Here is a 21,383-nt window from a genome sequence, read left to right as displayed (position 1 = left end):
CCATATTCCTATGATTTCGATCGATCCTATTACCCTAGCTGTGTCTTCATTTGCAATGATGGCCTCGGCTTCACCATTTGTTTATTACAGTTTAAAACTGAAAAAAATCAGCAGTTTAAACCTCGCTACTTTTGAAGAGTTCTCCAAAACCCACAAAGTTGTTCCCAACCAGGAGGAACGTTGGAGAAATCATTACCATTTAGGATTAGATAGTCAATATAAAAAATTGATATATCACCGTTTTGGCACCTATCCTGAGCAAAGTATTATAGATCTAAATGAGGTAAATAAAGTAAGTATTCAAGAGAAAATGAGACATGTGCAAGTCGGCAAGGAGAAACGCTATATTTTGGACTTCCTAGCATTGCAATTCCATTTCAAAGACAGATCTCATTCCCCTAAGACGATTGAGATTTACGATGGTGAGTTATTCACTAGTTTGGCAGGTGAAAAAGGCATTGCTGAAAAGTGGCAAAGAATTCTTGAGAACAATCTCAAAGACTGACAAGGCAATTCACAGCATTTCTTTACCCCAAGGTAAACTTATTATTTTGGTTAAATTGGTTGTAAAAGGCCCGGTTCTGTAACTGGGTCTTTTTTTGAACCTACCTTGTAAATCCGTGAGCAACTTAGATTATCGCATAGATATTAAGATGCAATAGAAAAAGATCAAGCATAGCAGAATTAAATTTGATAAAGAAAATATTACAAGAATATCCTAACCTAAAAGTTCTTTGGTCCAAGGCTGATATTCTGCATCAATTCCATTAATTCCTGGAAATATGCTTGGTGAAAATCATACTTCTCCCATCAAAAACCAATTAAAAAGCCCCTTAAAGAATTACTGATTTACCAAATCTAATTAAGAGTTCTTTCCCTTTTCGGAGGCCTCTTTGTTTCATTTAAAGTCCACCTGCAATGTAGGCCAAATCCAATGCTCCACTGAATAGAATTATTCTTTCTATTCCATGCTGCGCTTCAATCCTGATACAAAAATTAATCCCGTGAGTTTCCTTGGTAAATTGCGAATAGATAAATCCAGCGTTGACTAGATTTACAGAATTGCAATACAGATTATCTGATGAAACACTTTCGTCTCCACTGGTCTGTCCTGCACCTCTCGCACGCCAAATTGTATTTCCTACGCACAGCTTCCGAGAATCGGAATTACTTCGGACGGTATTCGTCAAGCTCATTCAGCTTATCCCATTGAGTGATAATCTCATTGATACTATTGGGCGGCATCAAGCTTTTTTAATTCCCCTCTAGGTGTAGAACGAGTCTTTGACTAAGCGTAGATTGTATCAGCGCTTTTCTGTTTTTTGGACTTTGTAATTCCTATCTCCTGAATGTTCCACCCCTTTAGGGTTGACATATCCTAGCATCATATCGCTTTTCCACGGGATACAATCGCGGTAATTGAAAGGTTGGACCATCCGCAAAATCGCTCCGCTAAACTTAACTATCGAATCGTGAATAAGACGTGAAAATATAATATGCTAATGATACCTGACCCCGAACGGGGTCAAACCATGAATAGCCATGGGTGCAACCCATGGAAAAAGATGAAGCCATGACCATACCCACGACCCTTAAAGAGTCGAACAAATTCAATGTATTGAACACACTGCCAAAGGTGACTCATACCTTAATTAATTTGTTAAATATATTACCTAAAGTCTTTGAGCTCTTAATGAGTGTTCTCCTCACTAGCCAACAGGCTATCTTGGGGAATGATAATAAAAAAGCCGAGACTTTCGCCCCGGCTTTTAGTTGATTAAACTACTTTTTAAGATGTGGCAAGATTTAGTACTTTATAAACTGTCAAAGATAAACTCCCCTAATTAGGAAGGATCTGTGTATTAAGTACTTTTTTTAGCCTTTATTCTGTTGGCAATAACATTAGTTTAGAAAAGCAAGGGACTCAAATAAGTCCCTTGCAAAAATGTTTCAACGCTTAATCTTAGTAATGAATTTCTTCACCACGGTTTGTTCTCCATTTGTCTTCAATGTATTTGGCATCGTCTTCATTCTTTGGAGTTACCGAAATAACCACATTACCTTCTTTGATTCCTGATTCATACAGTTTTGCTCTTGCTTCAGGAATACCAGAACCTACTAAAGCGCCAATTAGTCCTCCTGTTATGCCTCCAGCTCCTGCTCCAGCTAAACCAGCTGCTAATGGACCTGCAATCAAAATTCCTAGTCCAGGAATAACAACGCTAGTACCAATGGCTGCCACTACACCTACAATAGCTCCGATAGTACCACCGATAGCTGATCCTTTTCCAGCATGTTCTGCAGCTTTGGTTCCAATCTCCGTATCTTTAACTTCGTCACTGCTATAATGTGTTTTTCGTGTTTCATCTGACATTAAAAGGTTAATATCATCTTTAGCATATCCTCTCTCATGAAGTGCGTTATAGGCACCTTCTGTACTTTCACGGTCACGAAACATTCCTGTTAATACTCTTCTTTCTGAAGTTCCGCCTAGTCCTTCCTGATGCTCATTTCTTGAATTTTCCATGTTAAATTTTGTTAGATTAGTTTATAAAGGTAATATTAAATAAAATTGATTAAGTGCTAATGGTAATATTCAAATAATTCATAATTAATAGTCTTATATAGCTTAAGAAAAAAGGTAATATAACAACAAAATATAGTTTATTAAGATGTAAATATAGATCAAAGTCAATTACATTTTTTTTAGAATTATAAATTAATTTATGAATGAAAAATTATTTTATTTTTGATTAGTTGCAATTAATTAAAAGATAATATATAATTATCAACAAACAGATTTACCTCCATAAAAGACCATATAGCTACTTTTATTAAATGAATTGCCTACTATTCGCGCTTCAATAATGTATTCATAAAGTGTTGATTTTACACCTAATCTTTATTTATTTAATTAATTTTATTCAGAAATAATAGCAATTAATCGTTAAATATTAAAAATTCAAATAGAAACATATTACACTAAATTTCGCAAATTAAATCGCAGCCATATCAAGCAATGAATTACTTATACAAAAGATCATGCCAGTAGACCAGAAGTCAAATTGATGCATTTTTTTATATTGAATTAAAGATTTTGAGAATTTATGGCCTCAAAATGAGTAAAAAAATGTGAGTAATATTCGGCATCATAAATTATATAAGAATACCATGTTTATACTTAATGATTATGACAACCTCTTTTTCTTTGCTTATCCGGCAAGAAGACCTATCGATAGCTTTCAAGTGACGGGCGACAGAACTAGTGAAAATGAAGGTGATTACCATGTGTTAAGTCGCTTATTGCCTTTTTCTGTTGTTGTCGTATTCCATCATTAATTTCAAAACCTCGTTTTTACTGAAGTCAATTCATGGGTGTGCACGCTAGCTATCAGCACCCATGGGAATAATGGATTCAAATCACCATCTGTATGAACATGAAGAATATTGAACGAATCCTAACCTTTCTGATTTATTGGATGTGTAATTCTTTCCATTATGGGTTTGCCATTTCCCACTGATAAAATTTAATCCCTGCATTACCTAAGGAGCCAAATGGATAACAGTTGAAAAAATCACCTAATCCGAAGAGGCAATACAAAACGTATGTAACTCGTAACAGTTGTAAACTACTACTTACCAACAGGATAGAAAGAGAATTTAACAATCTTATTAAATGTTAAGTTTTTAAATTATTGTAGCAAACCTCCTACTATTCACGTTATCTCAAATATTGAAAACAAAGAAGCATTATTTGTGTTTTCAAAGATTATCAGCTTAAAAAAATTAGGAATCTGAATTTATAAAACTTTACTATTCTGCTATGAACCAACAATTTACTCTACTAAAAAAGGCCATTGAAGTTTTTCACTCCTATGGTATCACGCTAATTGGCCAGCATAAGAATGCTGATTTTATTCAGCAACTGCGTATGGACCCAGTTTTCATCAACGGACTGATTTTCGAATTGGAATATCAACTGCAGGTAATTTTTCAAGAAGAGAAACTTGGCGCCGTACATACGCCAAAGGATTTGATTACGCTTCTTTTCAATATACCTCAGGATAATTAATTTGAGTATTAAACCAAGTACCAAAAGCCATTTCAATTGTGAAATGGCTTCTTTTTTTATATATCTCCACTTTTTTGCCAATAAGTAATCAAAGCCACGAAAGTTTAGGTAACTCAACGATGGAAGTTGCAAAGTTCTCACAGTAATTATCAGATTGCGGATAATCATTATTTTTAAATATTGCGAGAATAACTAGTAAGTTGTGATATCATCTAAATCTAAAAGGAAGTGAAAACACTTACAGGAACAATTCGAAAAAACATACAAATTGATAGTGAAGTCACAATTATACAGAAACATCATCAACGCACTGGAGAACTTACAGAAGGCTTTGTGAAAAAAATTCTTACCTCATCACCTACTCACCCTCATGGCATAAAAGTAATGCTAGACACCGGGGAAGTAGGAAGAGTTGTAGACGTAATCATCGAAGAAAATTAATGTCAAAAATAGAACTGTATTTATGATTAAAATCATATCATGAGGCAGCATTGGTCTGTTTTTGTTCTTTAAATAGAGGATATTTTTGTCCTTTAATAAGAGCGGTAAACTAATCAGTTACATGAGTTTTCAGGGAGATTTTACTGTAGCAAACTATTACTTAAAATTCCTTAATTATCAGAGTGATTTCTAATGAAATGTCCAATTAAAATGATTAAATATGAACTATCAAATAGTGAGTAAAATTGTGAAAATCCTGACTCTAGGCACGGTTATTTCGCTGGCAGGATGCAGTGGAAGCGGACATGAGAATAGAGAAAACTCCATGGACATTAAGACTCAGGGTTCAATGACTGCTCAACTAACGAGCCCTCCCTATGTTCCTGAACCAATCGGTAGTCGCCCAGCCAAGCAACTAATTGTGGATATGGAGATCGTGGAAGAGGAAGGTCAAATGGCAAATGGCGTGAGTTATATGTATTGGACATTTGGAGGAACAGTTCCTGGAAGTTTCATCCGAACTAGAGTTGGTGATGAAGTAGAGTTTACTCTTAAAAATCACCCAAACAACAAACTTCCACACAATATTGACCTTCATGCTGTGACAGGTCCAGGCGGAGGAGCTTCTTCTTCCTTTGTGGCACCAGGACATGAGATTACTTTCTCATTCAAGACACTTAATCCAGGCCTTTACGTGTATCATTGTGCTACCGCACCAGTGGGAATGCACATTGCGAATGGTATGTATGGACTTATCTTAGTAGAGCCAGCAGGTGGATTGTCTAAGGTGGACAAGGAATTCTACATCATGCAGGGCGATTTCTACACCAAAGGGAAAAATGGAGATCCAGGATTGCAGCCATTTGATATGCAAAAAGCAATAGATGAACATGCCGATTATGTGGTGTTCAATGGAAGTACAAATGCATTAACAGGAGACAATGCCATCACTGCTGAAGTTGGAGAAACGATCAGACTATATGTAGGTAATGGTGGTCCAAATCTATCTTCCGCATTCCACGTGATTGGTGAAATATTCGATAAAGTATACGTAGAAGGAGGATCCCTTATCAATCATAATGTACAGACTACGATGATTCCGGCAGGTGGAGCAGCTATAGTTGAGTTTAAAGTAGAAGCTCCGGGCACCTTAGTATTAGTGGATCACGCGATTTTCAGAGCATTCAACAAAGGTGCTTTGGGGATGCTAAAAGTAACAGGTGAAGAAAATCCAACCGTATATTCTGGAACTATTCAAGAAGGAATCTACCAACCTGAAGGTGGATCAATCCAAACTATGCCTGGCGATCAAGGTGCTCCAGAAGCCCCTGTTGCAGGATCGGTTTCTGAAAGAATTGAAATGGGTAAGAGAATCTACGCCAGAACTTGTCTGGCTTGCCACCAAGAAGAAGGTCAAGGTATTCCAAATGCCTTCCCTCCTCTTGCCAAAGCTGATTATTTGAATGCTGATGTAGAGCGAGCAATAGGAATTGTTCTTCATGGTCTCACAGGAGAAATTACAGTTAACGGCAACAATTACAATTCTGTGATGACTGCACAAACGCTTACAGATGAGCAGGTAGCTAATGTATTGACTTACGTATATAATAGCTGGGGAAATAACGGAACTGAAGTCACTCCTATTATGGTAACTAAAGTGAAAAGTTCACATTAAATTAGAATATTCAATTGAAATACATCATCGCTTGTCTTTTTCTATTTAGCTTATCCCTTACTGGAATTAGCCAAACCCCGACAGCTCTGAAACAAATTAAAGGGGGGACATTGGCCCCCCTTTATGGTTTAGATTCGGGTAAAGTATGGGTGGACGATTTCCAACTGGATGAATTTGCTGTCACCAATCAACAGTACTTGGACTTCGTCGAAAAATATCCAGAATGGCAGAAATCTAAGGTTAAGTCAATTTTTGCTGATGGAAACTACCTCGTTGATTGGCAAGGGGACTTACAATTAGGAAAAGGTATGAATTCCAACTCTCCTATCACCAATGTGTCTTGGTTTGCTGCCAAAGCCTATTGTGCATGTCAAGACAAACGCTTGCCTTCCGTAGATGAATGGGAACTGGCAGCAAAAGCAAGTGAAAGTAATCCAAACGCTGAATATGACAGCTTATTCAATCAGCGGATTATAGAATCCTACGAAACTCCAAACACCTATGCCAAAACTGTCGGTAGCACATACAAAAACTTTTGGGGAGTGTCAGATATGCATGGATTGGTTTGGGAATGGACAAGCGATTTCAACAGCGTATTGATATCTGGCGAATCCCGACAAGATGGCGATGCAGATAGAAATCTTTTCTGTGCGGGAGCAGCCATTACCGCAAGTAATCTCCGAGATTACGCAGCCTTCATGCGCTATGCCTTCAGAGGCAGTATTAAAGCAGATTACAACATTAGGAACTTAGGTTTTAGATGTGCTAAATCAAAATAACACCATGAAATTCAAGTATATAATCCAGCTCGTTAGTTTAGTTCTATTGGTAATTCTTTTTGCCTGCCAAAAACAGACAGATACTAAAGAGCATTATATCTGCCCTATGAGGTGCGAAGAGCATAAGACCTATGATCAGCCCGGTACTTGTCCTGTTTGTAAGATGGATTTGGTGAAAGTTAGCTCCATCGAAGAACCAGTTGTGGACGAAGACGGTATTTCAGATAAGTCAATTTTTAATCTCACATCTGAATGGAAAACGCAGAATAACGAGACCATTCATCTGAATGATCTCAAAGGTAAAGTGATGGTTGTGGTGATGATCTATACCTCCTGTGAAGCCGCTTGCCCTCGCCTAGTGGCTGACATGCGAAATATCTACGCCAAAGTAGACAATCCAGATGTAGACTTCTTATTGGTAAGTATAGACCCTGAGAAGGACACACCGGAAAAATTGAAAGCATATGCTAGAGAAGAGCATTTGGTAGGAGAACAGTGGATCTTGCTGCAAGGTGGAATGGACGATGTTCGCGAATTTTCGAATGTGCTTTCAATGAAATACAAGAAGATCTCACCTATCGATTTTTCTCACACTAATATCATTTCTGTTTTCGACAAAAATGGCGTGCTACACTACCAGCAGGAAGGCCTGGGAGTGAGTAATGATAAACTGGTAGAGGAAGTAAAGAAGCTTAGTAATTGACAGGAGGGGTTTCGCTAGGACGATATTTCTTTTTTAATCCATTGAGGAAATTTCGGAGAATTTGATCCTTGCACAGTCTATATTGCGATTGTGAAGGCTTTCTGAAAAAGGCGCTAAGTTCATGTGGGCTAATGTGCATGCCCACTGAAGAAAGAATTTCTAACACGTCATCTTCTTTCAAATTCAATGCGATCCGCAGTTTTTTGAATATAATATTATTAGTCAAAGTCTTCTCAGGCTTGGGCTCCTCCCCCTCTTTTTTGCCTCTTTTCTCAATAATAAATCCATTGAGAAAAGCTGCAAGATCTTTATCTACAATAGCTTGAAAAAACGGCTCTTCCTCATTTTTCAAAAAATTGGCCACTTCCTCCCTCTTGATTTCTAAACCACCTGCTTTGAAAAGACTGACCATTTCTGGGTCTTTAAAATTAAAAATGTACCGGATAGTCCTTAAAATATCTGAATTGATCATAGATGCACATAGAGCTGTTTACCCTCAAAGATAAGCATCAATTGGGAATTGAGAATGGGAATTGAAGAATGAAAAAAACAATAGGAATTTCATTTGTACACCAAAAGTAAATTACACCCAAAACTTTTTGAACAGTTGTTTGTTAGACTCGAACAATACCTAACCAATTAAAAATGAGAAAGTCTAGAATTTTATCTTTTGTGGTTGCTGCAACAGTAGCCACATATTCAATGAGTTGTGACACAAAATCAACTACCGCTAAAGAAGAAGTAGTTGTGGAAGTAGTAGAAGAAGCTCCAGCTATGCAAGCACCCAATACGGTTGTTGATATTGCAATCGAATCTCCTGACCATACCACCTTAGTATCAGCTTTGCAAGCAGCAGGTTTGGTGGAGACTTTACAGGGAGAAGGACCTTTTACGGTATTTGCACCAACTAATGCAGCTTTCGAAGCGCTTCCTGCTGGCACGGTAGAAGGTTTACTCAAGCCTGAGGCAAAAGCAGATTTGACATCAATTTTGACACTCCATGTAGTAGCTGGTAATGTGATGTCTGGAGATCTTTCAGATGGCCAAATGGTCACCACATTGAACGGAAAGCAATTGAAAGTAAGCATCAAAGATGGAAAAGTAATGATCGGGAATGCTACCGTAACAACGGCTGACCTTGCTGGATCAAATGGTGTGGTACACGTGATAGATCAGGTGTTGCTACCCTAATTAATTTCTTAAAATGAAAAAGCCGAGAATGAAATTTCTCGGCATTTTCATTTTTAGTCTATCTTACTTTTTCGGTGCTTCCTCAGCAAAGCCGATCATCCAGTTGATCCCAAATCGATCGGTAAGCATACCGAAATAGTCTCCCCAAAAAGTCTGTGCCATAGGCATGGTCACTTTCCCCTTTTCAGAGAGTTGGCTGAAAAAAGTATCAGCTTTTTCTCTAGAATCTGTGCTAATAGAAATTGAAAAATTATTGCCGACAGTAAGTGGCTCGCCATGCCCAACAGTGTCAGATCCCATCAATACACATTCGTTGCTGATTGGTAAACTTATGTGCATGATCTGGTTTTTAAATTCATCCCCTACCGGGTAATTCGGATCATCAGGCATATCCGAAAATCTACCGACATGGGCAAACTCTCCTCAAAAAAATGAGCGATAAAAATTGAAGGCGTTTTCACAGTTTCCATCAAAGAACAGGTAAGTATTTAAAGTAGTCATAGGATTTTGGGTTAATTATGAATGGCATTCGAGTAATTCTTGAAAATATCGAATGATGAAAATAAAAAAAAAGCTATTTACTCGAAATCAATCGGTCAATATATCCTTCAATTTTCCGCAGGATTTCCTCTTCGCTTAGGTAGTCCGCTTGAACTTCATCCCCTTTTGCAAAGCATACTGGAGAATAATTATCAGGTATAGCATCAATAATTTTCTTATCTGACTGTCCTGCAGCCAGCTCCCTTTTCTCTATTTTATCACATATTCTTTGGAGCAAAAATCTCCTGTCTGGTATCGGAGAAACGCCTGCATCTTCTAGACCTGCTAATAACTTTTCCAGCAGTTGATTTTCATTCTCCTTCACCAGATATTCATTTGTTGCGATTACTTAATATAAGAAAATATAGGGACTTCAGGCCTCATAGCTACAGTTCCATTAATTTCCACTTGCCTTTTTTGAAGAAATATAGAGAGATTAAGGAATGGAAACTATGGCTAAACGCAATGGAAATGAATATCCCTAAATGAGCCATACCCAAAGGAAAAGCTAATACATAAGCAAGCGGAATCTCAATAAACCAAAGAACGCCAATATTAATCCAAGCGGGTGTTTTGGTGTCTCCAGCCCCATTGAATGCCTGAGTCAGCACCATCCCAACAGCGAAGAAAATATAACCAAGCGCCACCACCCAAAGTCCCTGAGCAGCCACAGACTGAACTTCTGGAATATCTGTGAAGAAACCTGCTAATTGCTTGTTGAAAAGCAAATAAATGCCTGTAACCGAAGCCATGAAAATCACCGTATATCTGGCAGTCAACCAAACAGCCTTTTCTGCACGATGTGGCTGCTTGGCTCCTAGGTTCTGCCCCACTAAGGTTGACGCTGCTCCAGATAAACCCCAAGCTGGTAAAAGTGTGAAAATCAGTATTCTAAAAGCTATCGTAAATCCTGCCAAGGATGCTGACCCAAACTCAGCGTTCATTCGGGTAAGTGCAATCCAGGACACAGAGTCAATCAAAAATTGCCCCATCCCTCCGATTGCGATTTGCATGATTTTCTTGATTATTACCCAAGAGATCACAATATTTTCTTTCAGGATTTTCAACTTATGTTTTCCGTTGAAAAGATGATAAAGCTGGTACATTACGCCAATTCCTCTACCAAAGGTGGTCGCGATTGCAGCTCCTTCCAGTCCATAACCTGCCCAATTTCCAATCCCGAAAATCAGAATTGAATCTAAAATAATATTTAATCCATTTGCAATCCAAAGTGATCGCATCGCGTGATGCGCTTGACCCGCTCCGCGAAAGGCTCCATTCAACAGAAATAAAAGCATGATTGCTGTATTGCCTGCGAAAATAATCCGAGTGTAATTGACACCAGTCTCGATTACTGTAGCCTCCGCTCCCATCAATCCCAAAATATCCGGTGCGAAGGTCCATCCAAGAATACCGAGTACAATTGATATCGCTCCTCCGACAATAAGCAGTTGAAAAGCAGCCGCTCCAGCTTCTGCATATTCTTTTTCCCCAAATCTCCTGGAGATCAAAGCCGTAGCAGCCATGCTGATCCCAAAACCCATGGCGTAAACCAGCACAACCACAGATTCTGTCAAGCCAACAGTGGCGATGGCATGCTCACCTAGTTTTGCTACAAAAAAGATATCTACCACTGCAAACGCCGACTCCATCATCATCTCAAGGATCATGGGAATGGCTAGTACGAAAATGGCGGTCTTAAGCGGAAGACTGGTGAAATCCTGCTCTTTGCCTCTCAGAGCATCTTTGATTAGTTGCCAAGTCATTGATGAATCGAAAAATTATGAAGTTCGAAAGAAAACAAATTTTCTGCTGATCCAAAAATGAAGAGATATATTAAAGTATGCCCATGTTTAAAGAGGATAATTATCACTTTTCCATCCTATTGCTAGACTGTAAGATCCCCTCAGATGGATTCTTCATTAATAATCAAATGTGCATTCGGGTGAAGCCACAGAAATGAAGCAGGCAAGTCCGTCCTGATCTTCCGTTCCAAAAGTAGATCCAAAGCTGGTTTTTTCCCTTTTCCAGTGATAAAGAGAATTACCATTTTCGAATCCAAAATATTCTTTACTCCCATTGTCATTCCCTGCGTCAGCGCAATTCCAACTTTTTCAATCATTCCACTTGCCAAGGTTACTGGATGAAGGTTGGCGACATGGCAATTTAGTTGAAGAACTTCGGCTGGCTCATTCAAAGCGATATGTCCGTTGATCCCGATGCCAAGAATGCAAATATCAATTCCATTTGATTTATCTAGTTCATCTTGAATTCTCTCGCATTCCAAAACTGGATCTTTGGCTTCCACCTCAAAAGAAATATATCTATCCCCTTCAATTCCCAGTTTTTTGAGCAGCTTTTGCTGAATGTCATATTCTGATGTAAACGTTGACTCATTGTTTAACCCAACCCATTCATCTAATTTGACAACTTGCATGCTATCAAAAAAACCCGGAGCCGTTTCATTCTTTTCCACCATCAATTCATACAATCCCGTAGGTGAATTTCCGCTTGCAGCACAAAAAAGTAAGTCCGGAGTGCTCTCAACTTTCGAATGAACCAAGCTGGCACCCAATGCTGACATTTCATTGTAGTCCTTGCAATAATGTATTTTCATAGGGTTGGGAAAAAATGGTAGATTTTTAAATGTATACTCGTTTCAAAGTTGAACCCAAAGATCATGTGCTTTGCTTGTTCCTTCATTAAATAGTTTCACCTGAGGCCTCAGCGAAAATCTCTGTGTCGTTTGCGGTTATTTTTCTCTACTAAAAGCCTACCCGATTCCTGTGCTCATCCAATCACCTCGATGCCTTAGGGTTCTAAGCTTCCAATGCCCCGTTTTATAATAAATATAAGCAACTAAAGCTGCCACAAAATTGGAAAGTGGAAATGCCCACCATATTCCTTCAAAGGCTAAATCTGTTCGCTGCGAAAGCACAAAAGCCAAAGGAAACCGAACCATCCATAGACTAAAAACAGAAATCAACATGGAAGCCTGAGTAAATCTTGTTCCGTTAAACAATCCATTCAGCACTTGCTGCACGCCAAGTAATCCAAAACTTGGAGCCATAATCCGAATAAATCGAGCGCCATCCTTGATTACCTGAGGATCATTTGGCACGAAAAAAGCCGTCAAATGCTCCGCAAATACAAAGAGTAAAAGCCCAATTCCTGTTAGTCCAAAGAATGCAATTTTCACACTCAAATCACCAATTTTCTCAGCGCCTTTTATATTTCCAGCCCCCACTTGCTGGCCTACCAAGGTGGTAGTAGCAATAGCCATCCCTAAAGCTGGAACGATCACCAAACTAAGAATTCTAGCTCCTATACCATAAGCGGCCACTACCTCCGATCCAAAACTGGTAACTAACATAACCATAACGGTCATAGCAGCTGCGCGGGAAGACTGTTCCAAACTTGCAGGAATTCCAAGCTCAACCATGCGCTTAACCCATATGAACTGAGGCCACATGTGCTTTAATCGTATTTTTATGCCGTGTTTTCCGCGGAAAAGAATTAGAATTCCTACCAGCGCAGAAATCCCTTGTGTGATGACACTGGCTATTGCCGCTCCAGCTATTCCGTATCCTTCGATGCTTCCGTATCCAAAAATGAAAAGAGGATCCAATATCAAATTCAAAATTACTGTACCAAATACGATATACATTGGAAGCAACACGTTTCCTATACCTCGCATTAATGACTGGAAGACAAAAAACATGAAGAGAAACACAAAACCCCAGGAGGAAACTTTAAAATAGGTAACCGAATCATCCAAAATCTCAGGCCCTGCTCCTACCAAATTCATCAGCGGGGAGGCTGAGAAATAACCTAAAACAGCGAGTAGAATTGAAACTAAAAAAACAATTAAAACCGTCTGAGAAGCACTGAAATCAATCATTTTCTGATCTTTGGCCCCTTTGTACTGTGACACTATCACTGTACCCGCAAGTGTCAAACCCGCTCCAAGAGAAAGAACTAGAAATAGGATCGGAAAACTTATACTCACAGCCGCTACCGCATTAGCGCCTAACCTTCCAAGCCAAAATGTATCAATTAGCTGATAAGCAGTCTGTAATATGTTGGCCATAATGATAGGCCAAGCAATAGAAAAAAGTGTGTTGATTAAGTTGCCTTCCTTTAAGGCATTTCCTTTTTGCATAGTATTGAATAGTTCCTTTTAAGAAACCACAGTTACCAAATTATGTGAAATAGTTTATCCTAACCTTCACTTCAAGTAAAAAATTCATTCCTACACGTAAGGTTTAATTGACAAAATCTGAATTCACTTTGCATTTAAGCCTAATTATCAGGAAATTAAGTTAAAGTTCAATTAGATTTTTTTCACATTTCCCTAACATCACTTAGCTATGAAAAGGAAGTTTTCGGATTTACATTGTCACAATCACATGAGAGCACATCTCCATATGCAGCAAAGAAAAGAGGTGTATGAAAAAAAGGATGAGTTTAGTCCTTGGACTGTGATTTCATCTAATAGAGCTGGTTACGTAAAAGGCAAAATGGGAGCTTCTTACAGTCAGTGTGATCTTGTGAAAACCTGGAATGGTAATGTTCGACTCACATTCAATTCATTATATCCTCTTGAGCGACAGTTCGTATTGGGCTTGGACAAGCTCAATACCAGTGATTTACTGAATATTTCGATTGGGGTCTGCACGCATGACAAATTGCCACTTCGTGATCTGATTCAGATGTTTTACATGCGGATTCCCAAGCAAACTGTCGATTATGTACAATCCAAAAATTATGATTATTGGAATTCTTTGAACCGAGAATTTGAGTTTGTGCTAATGGACTCTGGCAAAATGATTGAATCAAATAAGATTCATACGACAGGAGTTTTACGAAGGCTTTTTGAAAGCGAAAAAAAAAGAGCATCCAAGTTCAGTAATGAACTATGGGTGGAAAATGCTAGGTATTTAATACCTGACTCAAAAAATACGCTTGAAAAATCCTTACAAAAAGAGGATGAGATTACCATGATTCTTACCATCGAAGGATCACATGCTTTAGGTACAGACCTTTTGGAAAAAGGAAAGATCTCAATCGATGAAATATCAAGTAGAATTCAGATAATTAAAAATGATTGGACAGTCCCTGTTTTCTTCATCACTTTTTCACATCACTTCAACAACAATCTATGCGGACATGCGCATTCGATCCCTGACAAAGGCAAAATTTTATTGAATCAAGGCAATAATATGAATAAAGGCTTTACTGACCACGGAACCCGGGTGGTTTTGGAATTATTGGGACTGGATAAAAACCTGCAAAAAGATCCAAAATTAGGATACAGAATTCTCATTGATGTCAAGCATATGAGTGCATGTGGACGGCAGGAGTACTACGATCAAATAATTAAGCCATGCCTTGCAAAAGGTGACAAAATTCCTGTGATCGCTTCCCATTGTGGTTTTTCAGGTATCAAAACCTTGCAGAATCATATAGATTTCTTTCATAAAGAAAAAGATGACTATTCTGATGTGAGCAAAAAATTCAATGCCTGGAATATCAATGTCTGTGAAGAGGATATAGAAATGATCGTGAAAACTGACGGTTTGTTTGGACTTTCCTTTGATCAAAGAATTCTTGGGATCACAAAAGAGAATAAAAAATCCAAGCGTAATGGGATCGAATTGCTTTGGGACAATATCGAAGGAATAGCCAAGTCTGCCTATGCAAATCCGGATTTGAGCGAAGAAGAAAAGTCCAAAATCTGGAAATGCATGACTTTGGGTACAGATTTCGAAGGACTAATCGATCCTATTGACCACTATCCTACTGTGTTGGAATTTGAGATTTTTTCGAATAACCTTGTTTTCAAAATAGAGCAGGCACGTAAAGATCCAGAGGCTAAACATCTTGCTCATCTCAAATCACGCGAAGACACCGAAGCATTGGTGGATGACTTTTGCTACAACAATGCCGAGGCATTTGTGAGAGCGAATTATCCTAGGTAATGTGATGGTATTTCCGAAATACGATTTACGATTTACGAGATTCCTGAAGAGTTGATGTCACTTTATTATACTGACATTTTGGATTGTCTATAAGTCCAAACAACAATACCATTAGGTAGTCCGAGTAATAAAAATATAGAATTTACAAAAGAGTGATGACGGTGTCAGACTGAGCACCCACCTGATTACTTGGACTGACACGATTTACGGTTAAAATATAACCCTTCATTGGTCGCAAAATCGAAGCCATTGGATCTAGTTTGTGATCAAAACCTGTCCCGTTAGGGACAAGCTATGGGTAGAAAGAAAATTAAAATGAAATCTTGCTGTGCCTTTAGGTACGGCTCTATAATCTTCAAAATTATAGGTCTTTACCTAAAGGCACAGCAAAAAAACAGATAAATTATATGCTACCCATAGTCAGCCCCTAACGGGGCAATGAAGCCAAAAATGACCTAATGCTGTCAGTCTGAGTAATAAAAATATAGAATTTACAAAAGAGAGATGACGGTGTCAGGCTGACCCAACTTTACAAATAGTAGATAACAGCAGAATAACCTACCAATCCCAATATCTAACTACTTTCGTCTTACTACTTATGTCTCTACCTGCTACTTGAATTCTAACGCTTTATGTCTTGCTACTAAAATCTTGAAACTTAGTAAAAACTACTCTTCCCCAAAAATCTCCTTAACAACCCAACCTTTTCCCCACTCCTCACGCTCATACTCAGTCCAAAGTTCTGGGTAGAAAATCACTTTCTGGAAGCGCGGAGGCAAGTATTTCTGCCAGTTGGTTCCGCCAGTAGCCGCGATATCCACAGGATCTCTTTGCAAAAATCGCACAGCAGATTTATAATGCGCCAAAGGCCAAAAAACATTTGCCTTTAAGTCAAATTGCTTCATCAATTCGGTCAGCTCTTTGGATGGATTTTCTACATCCAGGTATTTCTGCCAGATATTTTTACGTCTATAGGCATCGATCAAATCCATCAATTTCTTACGGTATTTGGATTCGAAATTTTTAAGAGAAAGTGTTTTTTCTCCGGTCGCCAATTCAATCGCCCCTTGCTGCCAGTACAGATTTTCAAAAATCTCATCCGTTGGCGTATGATAATCCGGACCTATACGTTTATTCAGCGCTACTATATTAAAAGCATCCGCAGCCATCAACTCTATCTCGCGATATTGAGCACTTTGGAAACCACTAGCAGGAAGCAAGGACATACGGAATTTGAGGAATTGCTCCTGCTCCATCCCTTTCCACATTACAGCAAAGGAACTGATCAACTGATCGAAATACATGTTGATTCGTTCTAATCTGTTGATAAAAAACTCCTCTTTAATATCTTGCTTATCAGCAATTTGCTCCATCTCAGAAATAATCAACTTAAAATATAACTCGGTGATCTGATGATAAATAATAAAGATTTTCTCATCCTTGAAAGATGTTTTTGGTTGCTGCAAAGAAAGCAATACATCGAGATTGATGTAATCCCAATAGGTCAGATAATCGGCATATTGCAAACCTTCCAAGTAAGAAAGCATATCCTGACCTGAAGCTTTAAATTTCAGCTGTAGCTGTTCAATTTTGTCCAATATCTTCGGATCAAATCGAGATTCTTCCATGAGATTATTTTAATGGAATTGATAGTTTTTTACCCCCTTTTCTGGTTATTTAGAACCCAAGAGTAAGATTAAATTCTCAGCAAAAATCACAGATTCATATTTATAAACCAAGAATAACATGGAGTCAGTTGAAATCCGAAAGTCATTGAAGCAAGATACCTTTGAAGGAGTTGATTTTTTAGACCTGGATGATTTGCTCACCGATGAGCATAAATTAATCAGAACATCCATTCGTGACTTCGTCAAAAAAGAGATATCTCCCTATATAGAAGATTGGAGCCAGAAGGCTTATTTCCCAACAGAAATCGTTAAGAAATTCGGGGATGTGGGAGCTTTTGGACCACAAATTCCCGAACAGTACGGCGGAGGCGGTATGGACTATATTTCTTACGGATTGATCATGCAGGAGATCGAGCGGGGTGACTCGGGAATGAGATCTACTGCATCTGTGCAAGGCTCGCTGGTGATGTATCCCATCTATAAATTCGGTTCCGAAGAACAGCGAAACAAATACTTGCCAAAACTGGCTTCAGGAGAAATGCTGGGCTGCTTCGGTCTCACTGAACCAGATCACGGTTCTAACCCAAGTGGTATGGTCACCAATTTCAAAGATATGGGCGACCATTACTTGCTGAATGGTGCCAAGATGTGGATTTCAAATTCCCCTCAGGCTGATATTGCAGTGGTCTGGGCAAAGGATGAATCTGGTAGAATTCATGGCTTGATCGTAGAGCGGGGCATGGAAGGTTTCACCACACCAGAAACTCACGGCAAGTGGTCGCTTCGAGCTTCCTGCACCGGAGAACTGGTTTTTGATAATGTGAAAGTCCCAAAGGAAAATCTTCTTCCTAATAAATCTGGTTTGGGTGCTCCGTTGATGTGTCTGGATTCAGCACGATTTGGAATCGCCTGGGGCGTGATCGGCGCGGCCATGGACTGTTACGAGTCTGCCAGAAAGTATGCCGCTGAGCGCATCCAATTCGGTAAACCCATAGCAGGATTTCAGCTGACCCAAAAGAAACTTTCTGAAATGCTTACCGAAATCACCAAAGCCCAACTTCTAGCCTGGAAAGTCGGCAAGATGATGAATGAGGGAAAAGCCAAAACTGTCCATATCTCCATGGCAAAACGAAACAACGTGGAAATGGCGCTAAACATCGCCCGCGAAGCAAGACAAATCCATGGGGGAATGGGCATCACAGGAGAATATCCAATTATGCGTCATATGATGAACTTGGAATCAGTAATTACCTATGAAGGAACACATGATATTCACCTGCTGATTTTAGGTCAGGAGATTACTGGGATTCCGGCTTTTAAGTGAGTTGTTGGTTTTTTAACAGCAGAGGACACGGAGGGAAACGCGAAGGGCGCGAAGTGGGAAGGATTAAAGATAGAATCAAAATGAAAAATGAGCAATAACAATAATTGTGGAAATAACATTTTACCAGTCTAATATATGAGAGACCTTAAATCATTAAAATTTTTCTGTGGTGCATTAATAGATCCTTTTTATGAGGTTTTTGAGATTTTAGACAATAATGCTCATCAAGAATATCAAAATGTATTAAGTGATATTAAATCAATTGAACCTGATGCTTTAGAGGAATTTGTAGACAAGTACCTCATAAATGAAATGATTAACTCGCAAGAAGATAAAGAAATTGCTGAGAGAGCTCATTTTTTAGTCCATTTACTAAAAAATGAAATAAATAAACTACGCAGAAGCAAGCTTACTGAAATAACCAAAAGGCAAGCTCCTTACGATTCTTCCAACTTGATTGAAGTCGAAATAAACGATAATCAATTGGTAAAAATGGACATGTTTAACCTATCTCATCACAATCTTATGTTAAATGAAATGGTTTATATGATATGTCCTGTAACTGAAGGATCAAACTCTAGCTATTGGTTATCACAAGCCATCTTTAAACAGCAAATCGAGAAGAACATAAATTTTAAAATTCGTTTAGATCCTTTAAAAGAAATTCATAAAGACCAATACAATCCAATGATGTACAAAATGCACGTACTTGGAAAACCATTGAATTGGGAGAAACTTAAAAATCTAAGGTTTGACGATTTCGGACAATGGTTCAACGAAAAAGATTACGAGAAAGCTGGGTTTACCGACTATGTGTGGTCACCTAAAAAAGATAATACTATACACTTTACATGTGAAGAAGTACCTAAACTTGAATATAATGGCATTCAATCCAGCAGGTATTTTCACGCAATATTTAATAAAAACTCAGGAAAAATAAATCATTGTGATGGAGCAATTAGATTTTACACAGATGATGAATTGGCAAATCGTGTTCAATTCCAGGTGAAAGACCCAGAAGCAAGAAAAGTAGGAAAAAGAGTTAAAATATTTCAGTTTGACAGTAAAGACAATAATGATATTGAACCCGGACAAAGTGAATTCTGCGATTTAGCTGTTAATTTTTTTGTATGGAATAATGACGTAATAAAATACTTTAACTGAAAAAGATATTACCACTGTATATAGCAAATAGAGCCTTAGGTGGTTTGCGTTAGTTCAGTGCTATTTACAAACACCGCCAAATCGTTGATTTGGCTTCTAAGAATGCATAAATTAAAAACAAAATACAACGATTTGGCTCAGAGAAAACTTGCAAGTATATTACTTTCTGCTGCCCTAATTGCCATATACTAAACGTTCGGCGCAAGCTATTTGGGACAGACAATGATTAAAGATTTAGAGAAACATATAACCCTAGACAAGCCGGACATTCATTGGCGTTTTGATGACGACGAAGTTTTGAAAAAACTCAAAGTTGTTGACAAACAGACTGAGAATTTTATTTGGGAAAGACTTAAGGCCGATAATTTCTTAGCGGGCTATGAACTTAACAAGGACAAGTTTGAGATTTTTGAAACAATAGAGTTTGCAGATAATTATGACTCTGTGACAAACAGATTGAAAGAATTGCCCAATTCAAACGATAACATTGTGTTGACTTGGTTTTCAGCACAACATACCCTTATAACCGACTGGAAAACATTTACAGACAATTGGGACGATTTCTTTTATCCGTCATTGGACGACCTGATTGTAATTAATGAGACTTGGGACTGGATTATTTATATTGCACACTTTGAAACATTTCAATTGGGACGAGGAATGAAGACAGAGTAAAATGGCCAGCTCCCAATCAAATAGACGGTCGTGAGCCATAAGCCCACGGTGCACTTCTCGCACCACCTGGCTGATCTAGTAAACGGTTACTGACACGCATATCTCTAAAACCCCATGCCCAACCCCAAAACTAAACAAACTCTCCGAATCCTATTTATTCTTGCAAGCATAGGTTCGCTGTATTTTGTTCCCTGGATATTGGTGAAGGCTTGGATTTTACCGCTTCCAAATACGGTTCAGGAACAGTTGGAAGAAGGCATTGCAGATGGGTTTGATGGAATGATTGTTTACGTGGATAAAGGCGGGAAGGCTCCGGAGTTTTATACTGCTGGCTGGCATGACAGAATAAAGAAAATACCTGCTTACCCACAAGCCTTATTTAAGATTGCCAGTATCAGTAAATTATATGTCGCTGTTGCAGTTGCTAAATTGGTTAAAGAAGGACGCTTGTCTTTGGACAGTAAAGTAGCTGAGTACTTGCCTGAATTGGCTGGGAGAATAGAAAATGCGGATAAAATCACCCTAAGAATGCTGGTGCAGCATAGATCTGGTATTCCCGATTTCACCCGCACACCTAGCTACTGGGTGAATCCACCACAAGCCTCTAGGGATAACCTTGACTTGGTACTCGACATGCTTGCTGACTTTGCACCTGATGAAAGCTATGGTTATTCCAACACGAATTACCTATTGATCGGCGAGATCCTTGATAAAACGCTGGGATATAGTCATCACCGTTATATCAAGGATGAGATTTTGATCCCACTTAAGCTGAACAATACCTACAGTTTGCTAAGTGAAGTGGATATAGATGCAGTGATGAGCGGGTATTACGTGGGTTATGACGAGGACATGAAGAATAATGATTTCATCAACCCAGCCGGATCCATGGTGGCTTCGGCAGAAGATGTGGGCATTTTCCTGAGGGCCTTAAACGATGGCTCTGTATTCAAGGAAGGCGAACAGGAAATCTATTCGGCCATTTACGTGTACGAACACACAGGTTTGCTTCCAGGCTATCAGAGTATTGCCAAATATCACAAAGACATCGATACCGTCATTATTCAGTTTAATAATACCACCAATTTTGATGGGTATGACTGGAGTTTGGCGGAAATCATTTATAGTCGTGTAGTGAAAATTGTAAAGCGTGGTAGAGAGGAATAAGAAAGCAAAGTATATTTTTTGAGGTTAAGAATATAGTTTCTAT

22 protein-coding genes are annotated in these 21,383 nt (G+C 38.6%); 13 read left to right on the top strand and 9 right to left on the bottom strand.

The window, feature by feature from the left end:
• Positions 1-10: 10 nt before the first annotated feature.
• A complete protein-coding gene (locus tag BVH02_RS15210; RefSeq protein ID WP_086502322.1) occupies positions 11-505 on the top strand; it encodes a hypothetical protein in 495 nt (164 codons plus the stop codon).
• Between the two features lie 397 nt (positions 506-902).
• Here BVH02_RS15210 and BVH02_RS15205 read toward each other — a convergent pair whose 3' ends face one another.
• Positions 903-1,196 (bottom strand): DUF6992 family protein, encoded by a 294-nt coding sequence (locus BVH02_RS15205; RefSeq protein WP_086502321.1) that lies wholly within the window; start codon positions 1,194-1,196, stop codon positions 903-905.
• Between the two features lie 767 nt (positions 1,197-1,963).
• Positions 1,964-2,527, bottom strand: coding sequence for a hypothetical protein (locus BVH02_RS15195; protein WP_086502319.1), 564 nt, complete (start codon positions 2,525-2,527; stop codon positions 1,964-1,966).
• Positions 2,528-3,132: 605 nt separating this feature from the next.
• On the opposite strand from BVH02_RS15195, the gene BVH02_RS21285 reads away from it, so the two are divergent.
• The 6 genes from BVH02_RS21285 (at position 3,133) to BVH02_RS15170 (ending at position 7,670) form a co-directional block, all read left to right on the top strand.
• A complete protein-coding gene (locus BVH02_RS21285; RefSeq protein WP_143244224.1) occupies positions 3,133-3,339 on the top strand; it encodes a hypothetical protein in 207 nt (68 codons plus the stop codon).
• 484 nt (positions 3,340-3,823) lie between these two features.
• Positions 3,824-4,072 carry an acyl carrier protein gene (locus tag BVH02_RS15190; RefSeq protein ID WP_086502318.1) on the top strand — a complete coding sequence of 83 codons (249 nt, stop codon included), beginning with the start codon at positions 3,824-3,826 and terminating at the stop codon, positions 4,070-4,072.
• 228 nt (positions 4,073-4,300) lie between these two features.
• Entirely contained in the window at positions 4,301-4,513 is a 213-nt protein-coding gene (locus BVH02_RS15185; protein WP_086502317.1) for a YwbE family protein, read from the top strand.
• Between the two features lie 220 nt (positions 4,514-4,733).
• The gene (gene nirK, locus BVH02_RS15180; RefSeq protein ID WP_086502316.1) at positions 4,734-6,188 is read left to right on the top strand and encodes a copper-containing nitrite reductase; all 1,455 of its coding nucleotides are present in this window, start codon (positions 4,734-4,736) and stop codon (positions 6,186-6,188) included.
• A 14-nt stretch (positions 6,189-6,202) separates the two neighbouring features.
• Positions 6,203-6,967, top strand: a complete 765-nt coding sequence (locus BVH02_RS15175; RefSeq protein WP_223271874.1) for a formylglycine-generating enzyme family protein — start codon at positions 6,203-6,205, stop codon at positions 6,965-6,967.
• A 4-nt stretch (positions 6,968-6,971) separates the two neighbouring features.
• Positions 6,972-7,670 (top strand): SCO family protein, encoded by a 699-nt coding sequence (locus BVH02_RS15170; protein ID WP_086502315.1) that lies wholly within the window; start codon positions 6,972-6,974, stop codon positions 7,668-7,670.
• Here BVH02_RS15170 and BVH02_RS15165 read toward each other — a convergent pair.
• Complete coding sequence (locus tag BVH02_RS15165) at positions 7,660-8,142, bottom strand: YehS family protein (protein ID WP_086502314.1); 483 nt, start codon at positions 8,140-8,142, stop codon at positions 7,660-7,662. The two genes, BVH02_RS15170 and BVH02_RS15165, sit on opposite strands and share 11 nt — an antisense overlap.
• Before the next feature lie 173 nt (positions 8,143-8,315).
• Here BVH02_RS15165 and BVH02_RS15160 point away from each other — a divergent pair, with 173 nt between their 5' ends.
• Positions 8,316-8,861 carry a fasciclin domain-containing protein gene (locus BVH02_RS15160; RefSeq protein ID WP_086502313.1) on the top strand — a complete coding sequence of 182 codons (546 nt, stop codon included), beginning with the start codon at positions 8,316-8,318 and terminating at the stop codon, positions 8,859-8,861.
• Positions 8,862-8,924: 63 nt separating this feature from the next.
• On the opposite strand, the gene BVH02_RS21985 is transcribed toward BVH02_RS15160, so the two are convergent.
• The 5 genes from BVH02_RS21985 to BVH02_RS15135 form a co-directional block, all read right to left on the bottom strand.
• Complete coding sequence (locus tag BVH02_RS21985; protein ID WP_317045438.1) at positions 8,925-9,200, bottom strand: VOC family protein; 276 nt, start codon at positions 9,198-9,200, stop codon at positions 8,925-8,927.
• A gap of 235 nt (positions 9,201-9,435) precedes the next feature.
• Entirely contained in the window at positions 9,436-9,726 is a 291-nt protein-coding gene (locus tag BVH02_RS15150; protein ID WP_086502312.1) for a hypothetical protein, read from the bottom strand.
• A 61-nt stretch (positions 9,727-9,787) separates the two neighbouring features.
• Positions 9,788-11,167, bottom strand: coding sequence for an MATE family efflux transporter (locus BVH02_RS15145; protein ID WP_086502311.1), 1,380 nt, complete (start codon positions 11,165-11,167; stop codon positions 9,788-9,790).
• 140 nt (positions 11,168-11,307) lie between these two features.
• The gene (locus BVH02_RS15140) at positions 11,308-12,018 is read right to left on the bottom strand and encodes a 6-phosphogluconolactonase (RefSeq protein ID WP_086502310.1); all 711 of its coding nucleotides are present in this window, start codon (positions 12,016-12,018) and stop codon (positions 11,308-11,310) included.
• A gap of 156 nt (positions 12,019-12,174) precedes the next feature.
• Positions 12,175-13,563 (bottom strand): MATE family efflux transporter, encoded by a 1,389-nt coding sequence (locus BVH02_RS15135; protein WP_086502309.1) that lies wholly within the window; start codon positions 13,561-13,563, stop codon positions 12,175-12,177.
• A 208-nt stretch (positions 13,564-13,771) separates the two neighbouring features.
• Here BVH02_RS15135 and BVH02_RS15130 point away from each other — a divergent pair, with 208 nt between their 5' ends.
• A complete protein-coding gene (locus BVH02_RS15130) occupies positions 13,772-15,382 on the top strand; it encodes an amidohydrolase family protein (protein WP_143244223.1) in 1,611 nt (536 codons plus the stop codon).
• 668 nt (positions 15,383-16,050) lie between these two features.
• Here BVH02_RS15130 and BVH02_RS15125 read toward each other — a convergent pair.
• On the bottom strand, positions 16,051-17,010 hold the full coding sequence (locus tag BVH02_RS15125; RefSeq protein ID WP_086502307.1) for a tryptophan 2,3-dioxygenase family protein: 960 nt from the start codon (positions 17,008-17,010) through the stop codon (positions 16,051-16,053).
• A gap of 118 nt (positions 17,011-17,128) precedes the next feature.
• Here BVH02_RS15125 and BVH02_RS15120 point away from each other — a divergent pair, with 118 nt between their 5' ends.
• From BVH02_RS15120 to BVH02_RS15105, 4 genes are all read left to right on the top strand, one after another.
• The gene (locus BVH02_RS15120; protein WP_086502306.1) at positions 17,129-18,334 is read left to right on the top strand and encodes an acyl-CoA dehydrogenase family protein; all 1,206 of its coding nucleotides are present in this window, start codon (positions 17,129-17,131) and stop codon (positions 18,332-18,334) included.
• A 135-nt stretch (positions 18,335-18,469) separates the two neighbouring features.
• Complete coding sequence (locus BVH02_RS15115) at positions 18,470-19,498, top strand: hypothetical protein (protein ID WP_086502305.1); 1,029 nt, start codon at positions 18,470-18,472, stop codon at positions 19,496-19,498.
• A 222-nt stretch (positions 19,499-19,720) separates the two neighbouring features.
• Positions 19,721-20,173: a hypothetical protein gene (locus BVH02_RS15110; RefSeq protein WP_086502304.1), complete on the top strand. Its 453-nt coding sequence runs from the start codon at positions 19,721-19,723 to the stop codon at positions 20,171-20,173.
• A 114-nt stretch (positions 20,174-20,287) separates the two neighbouring features.
• A complete protein-coding gene (locus BVH02_RS15105) occupies positions 20,288-21,340 on the top strand; it encodes a serine hydrolase domain-containing protein (protein ID WP_086502303.1) in 1,053 nt (350 codons plus the stop codon).
• Positions 21,341-21,383 lie beyond the last annotated feature (43 nt).

It is taken from the genome of Algoriphagus ratkowskyi, assembly GCF_002150505.1.
GTDB classification, from domain to species: domain Bacteria; phylum Bacteroidota; class Bacteroidia; order Cytophagales; family Cyclobacteriaceae; genus Algoriphagus; species Algoriphagus ratkowskyi.
The sequence above is the reverse complement of the archived record's forward strand: the minus strand, read 5'-3'. Positions and strand labels throughout refer to the sequence as shown.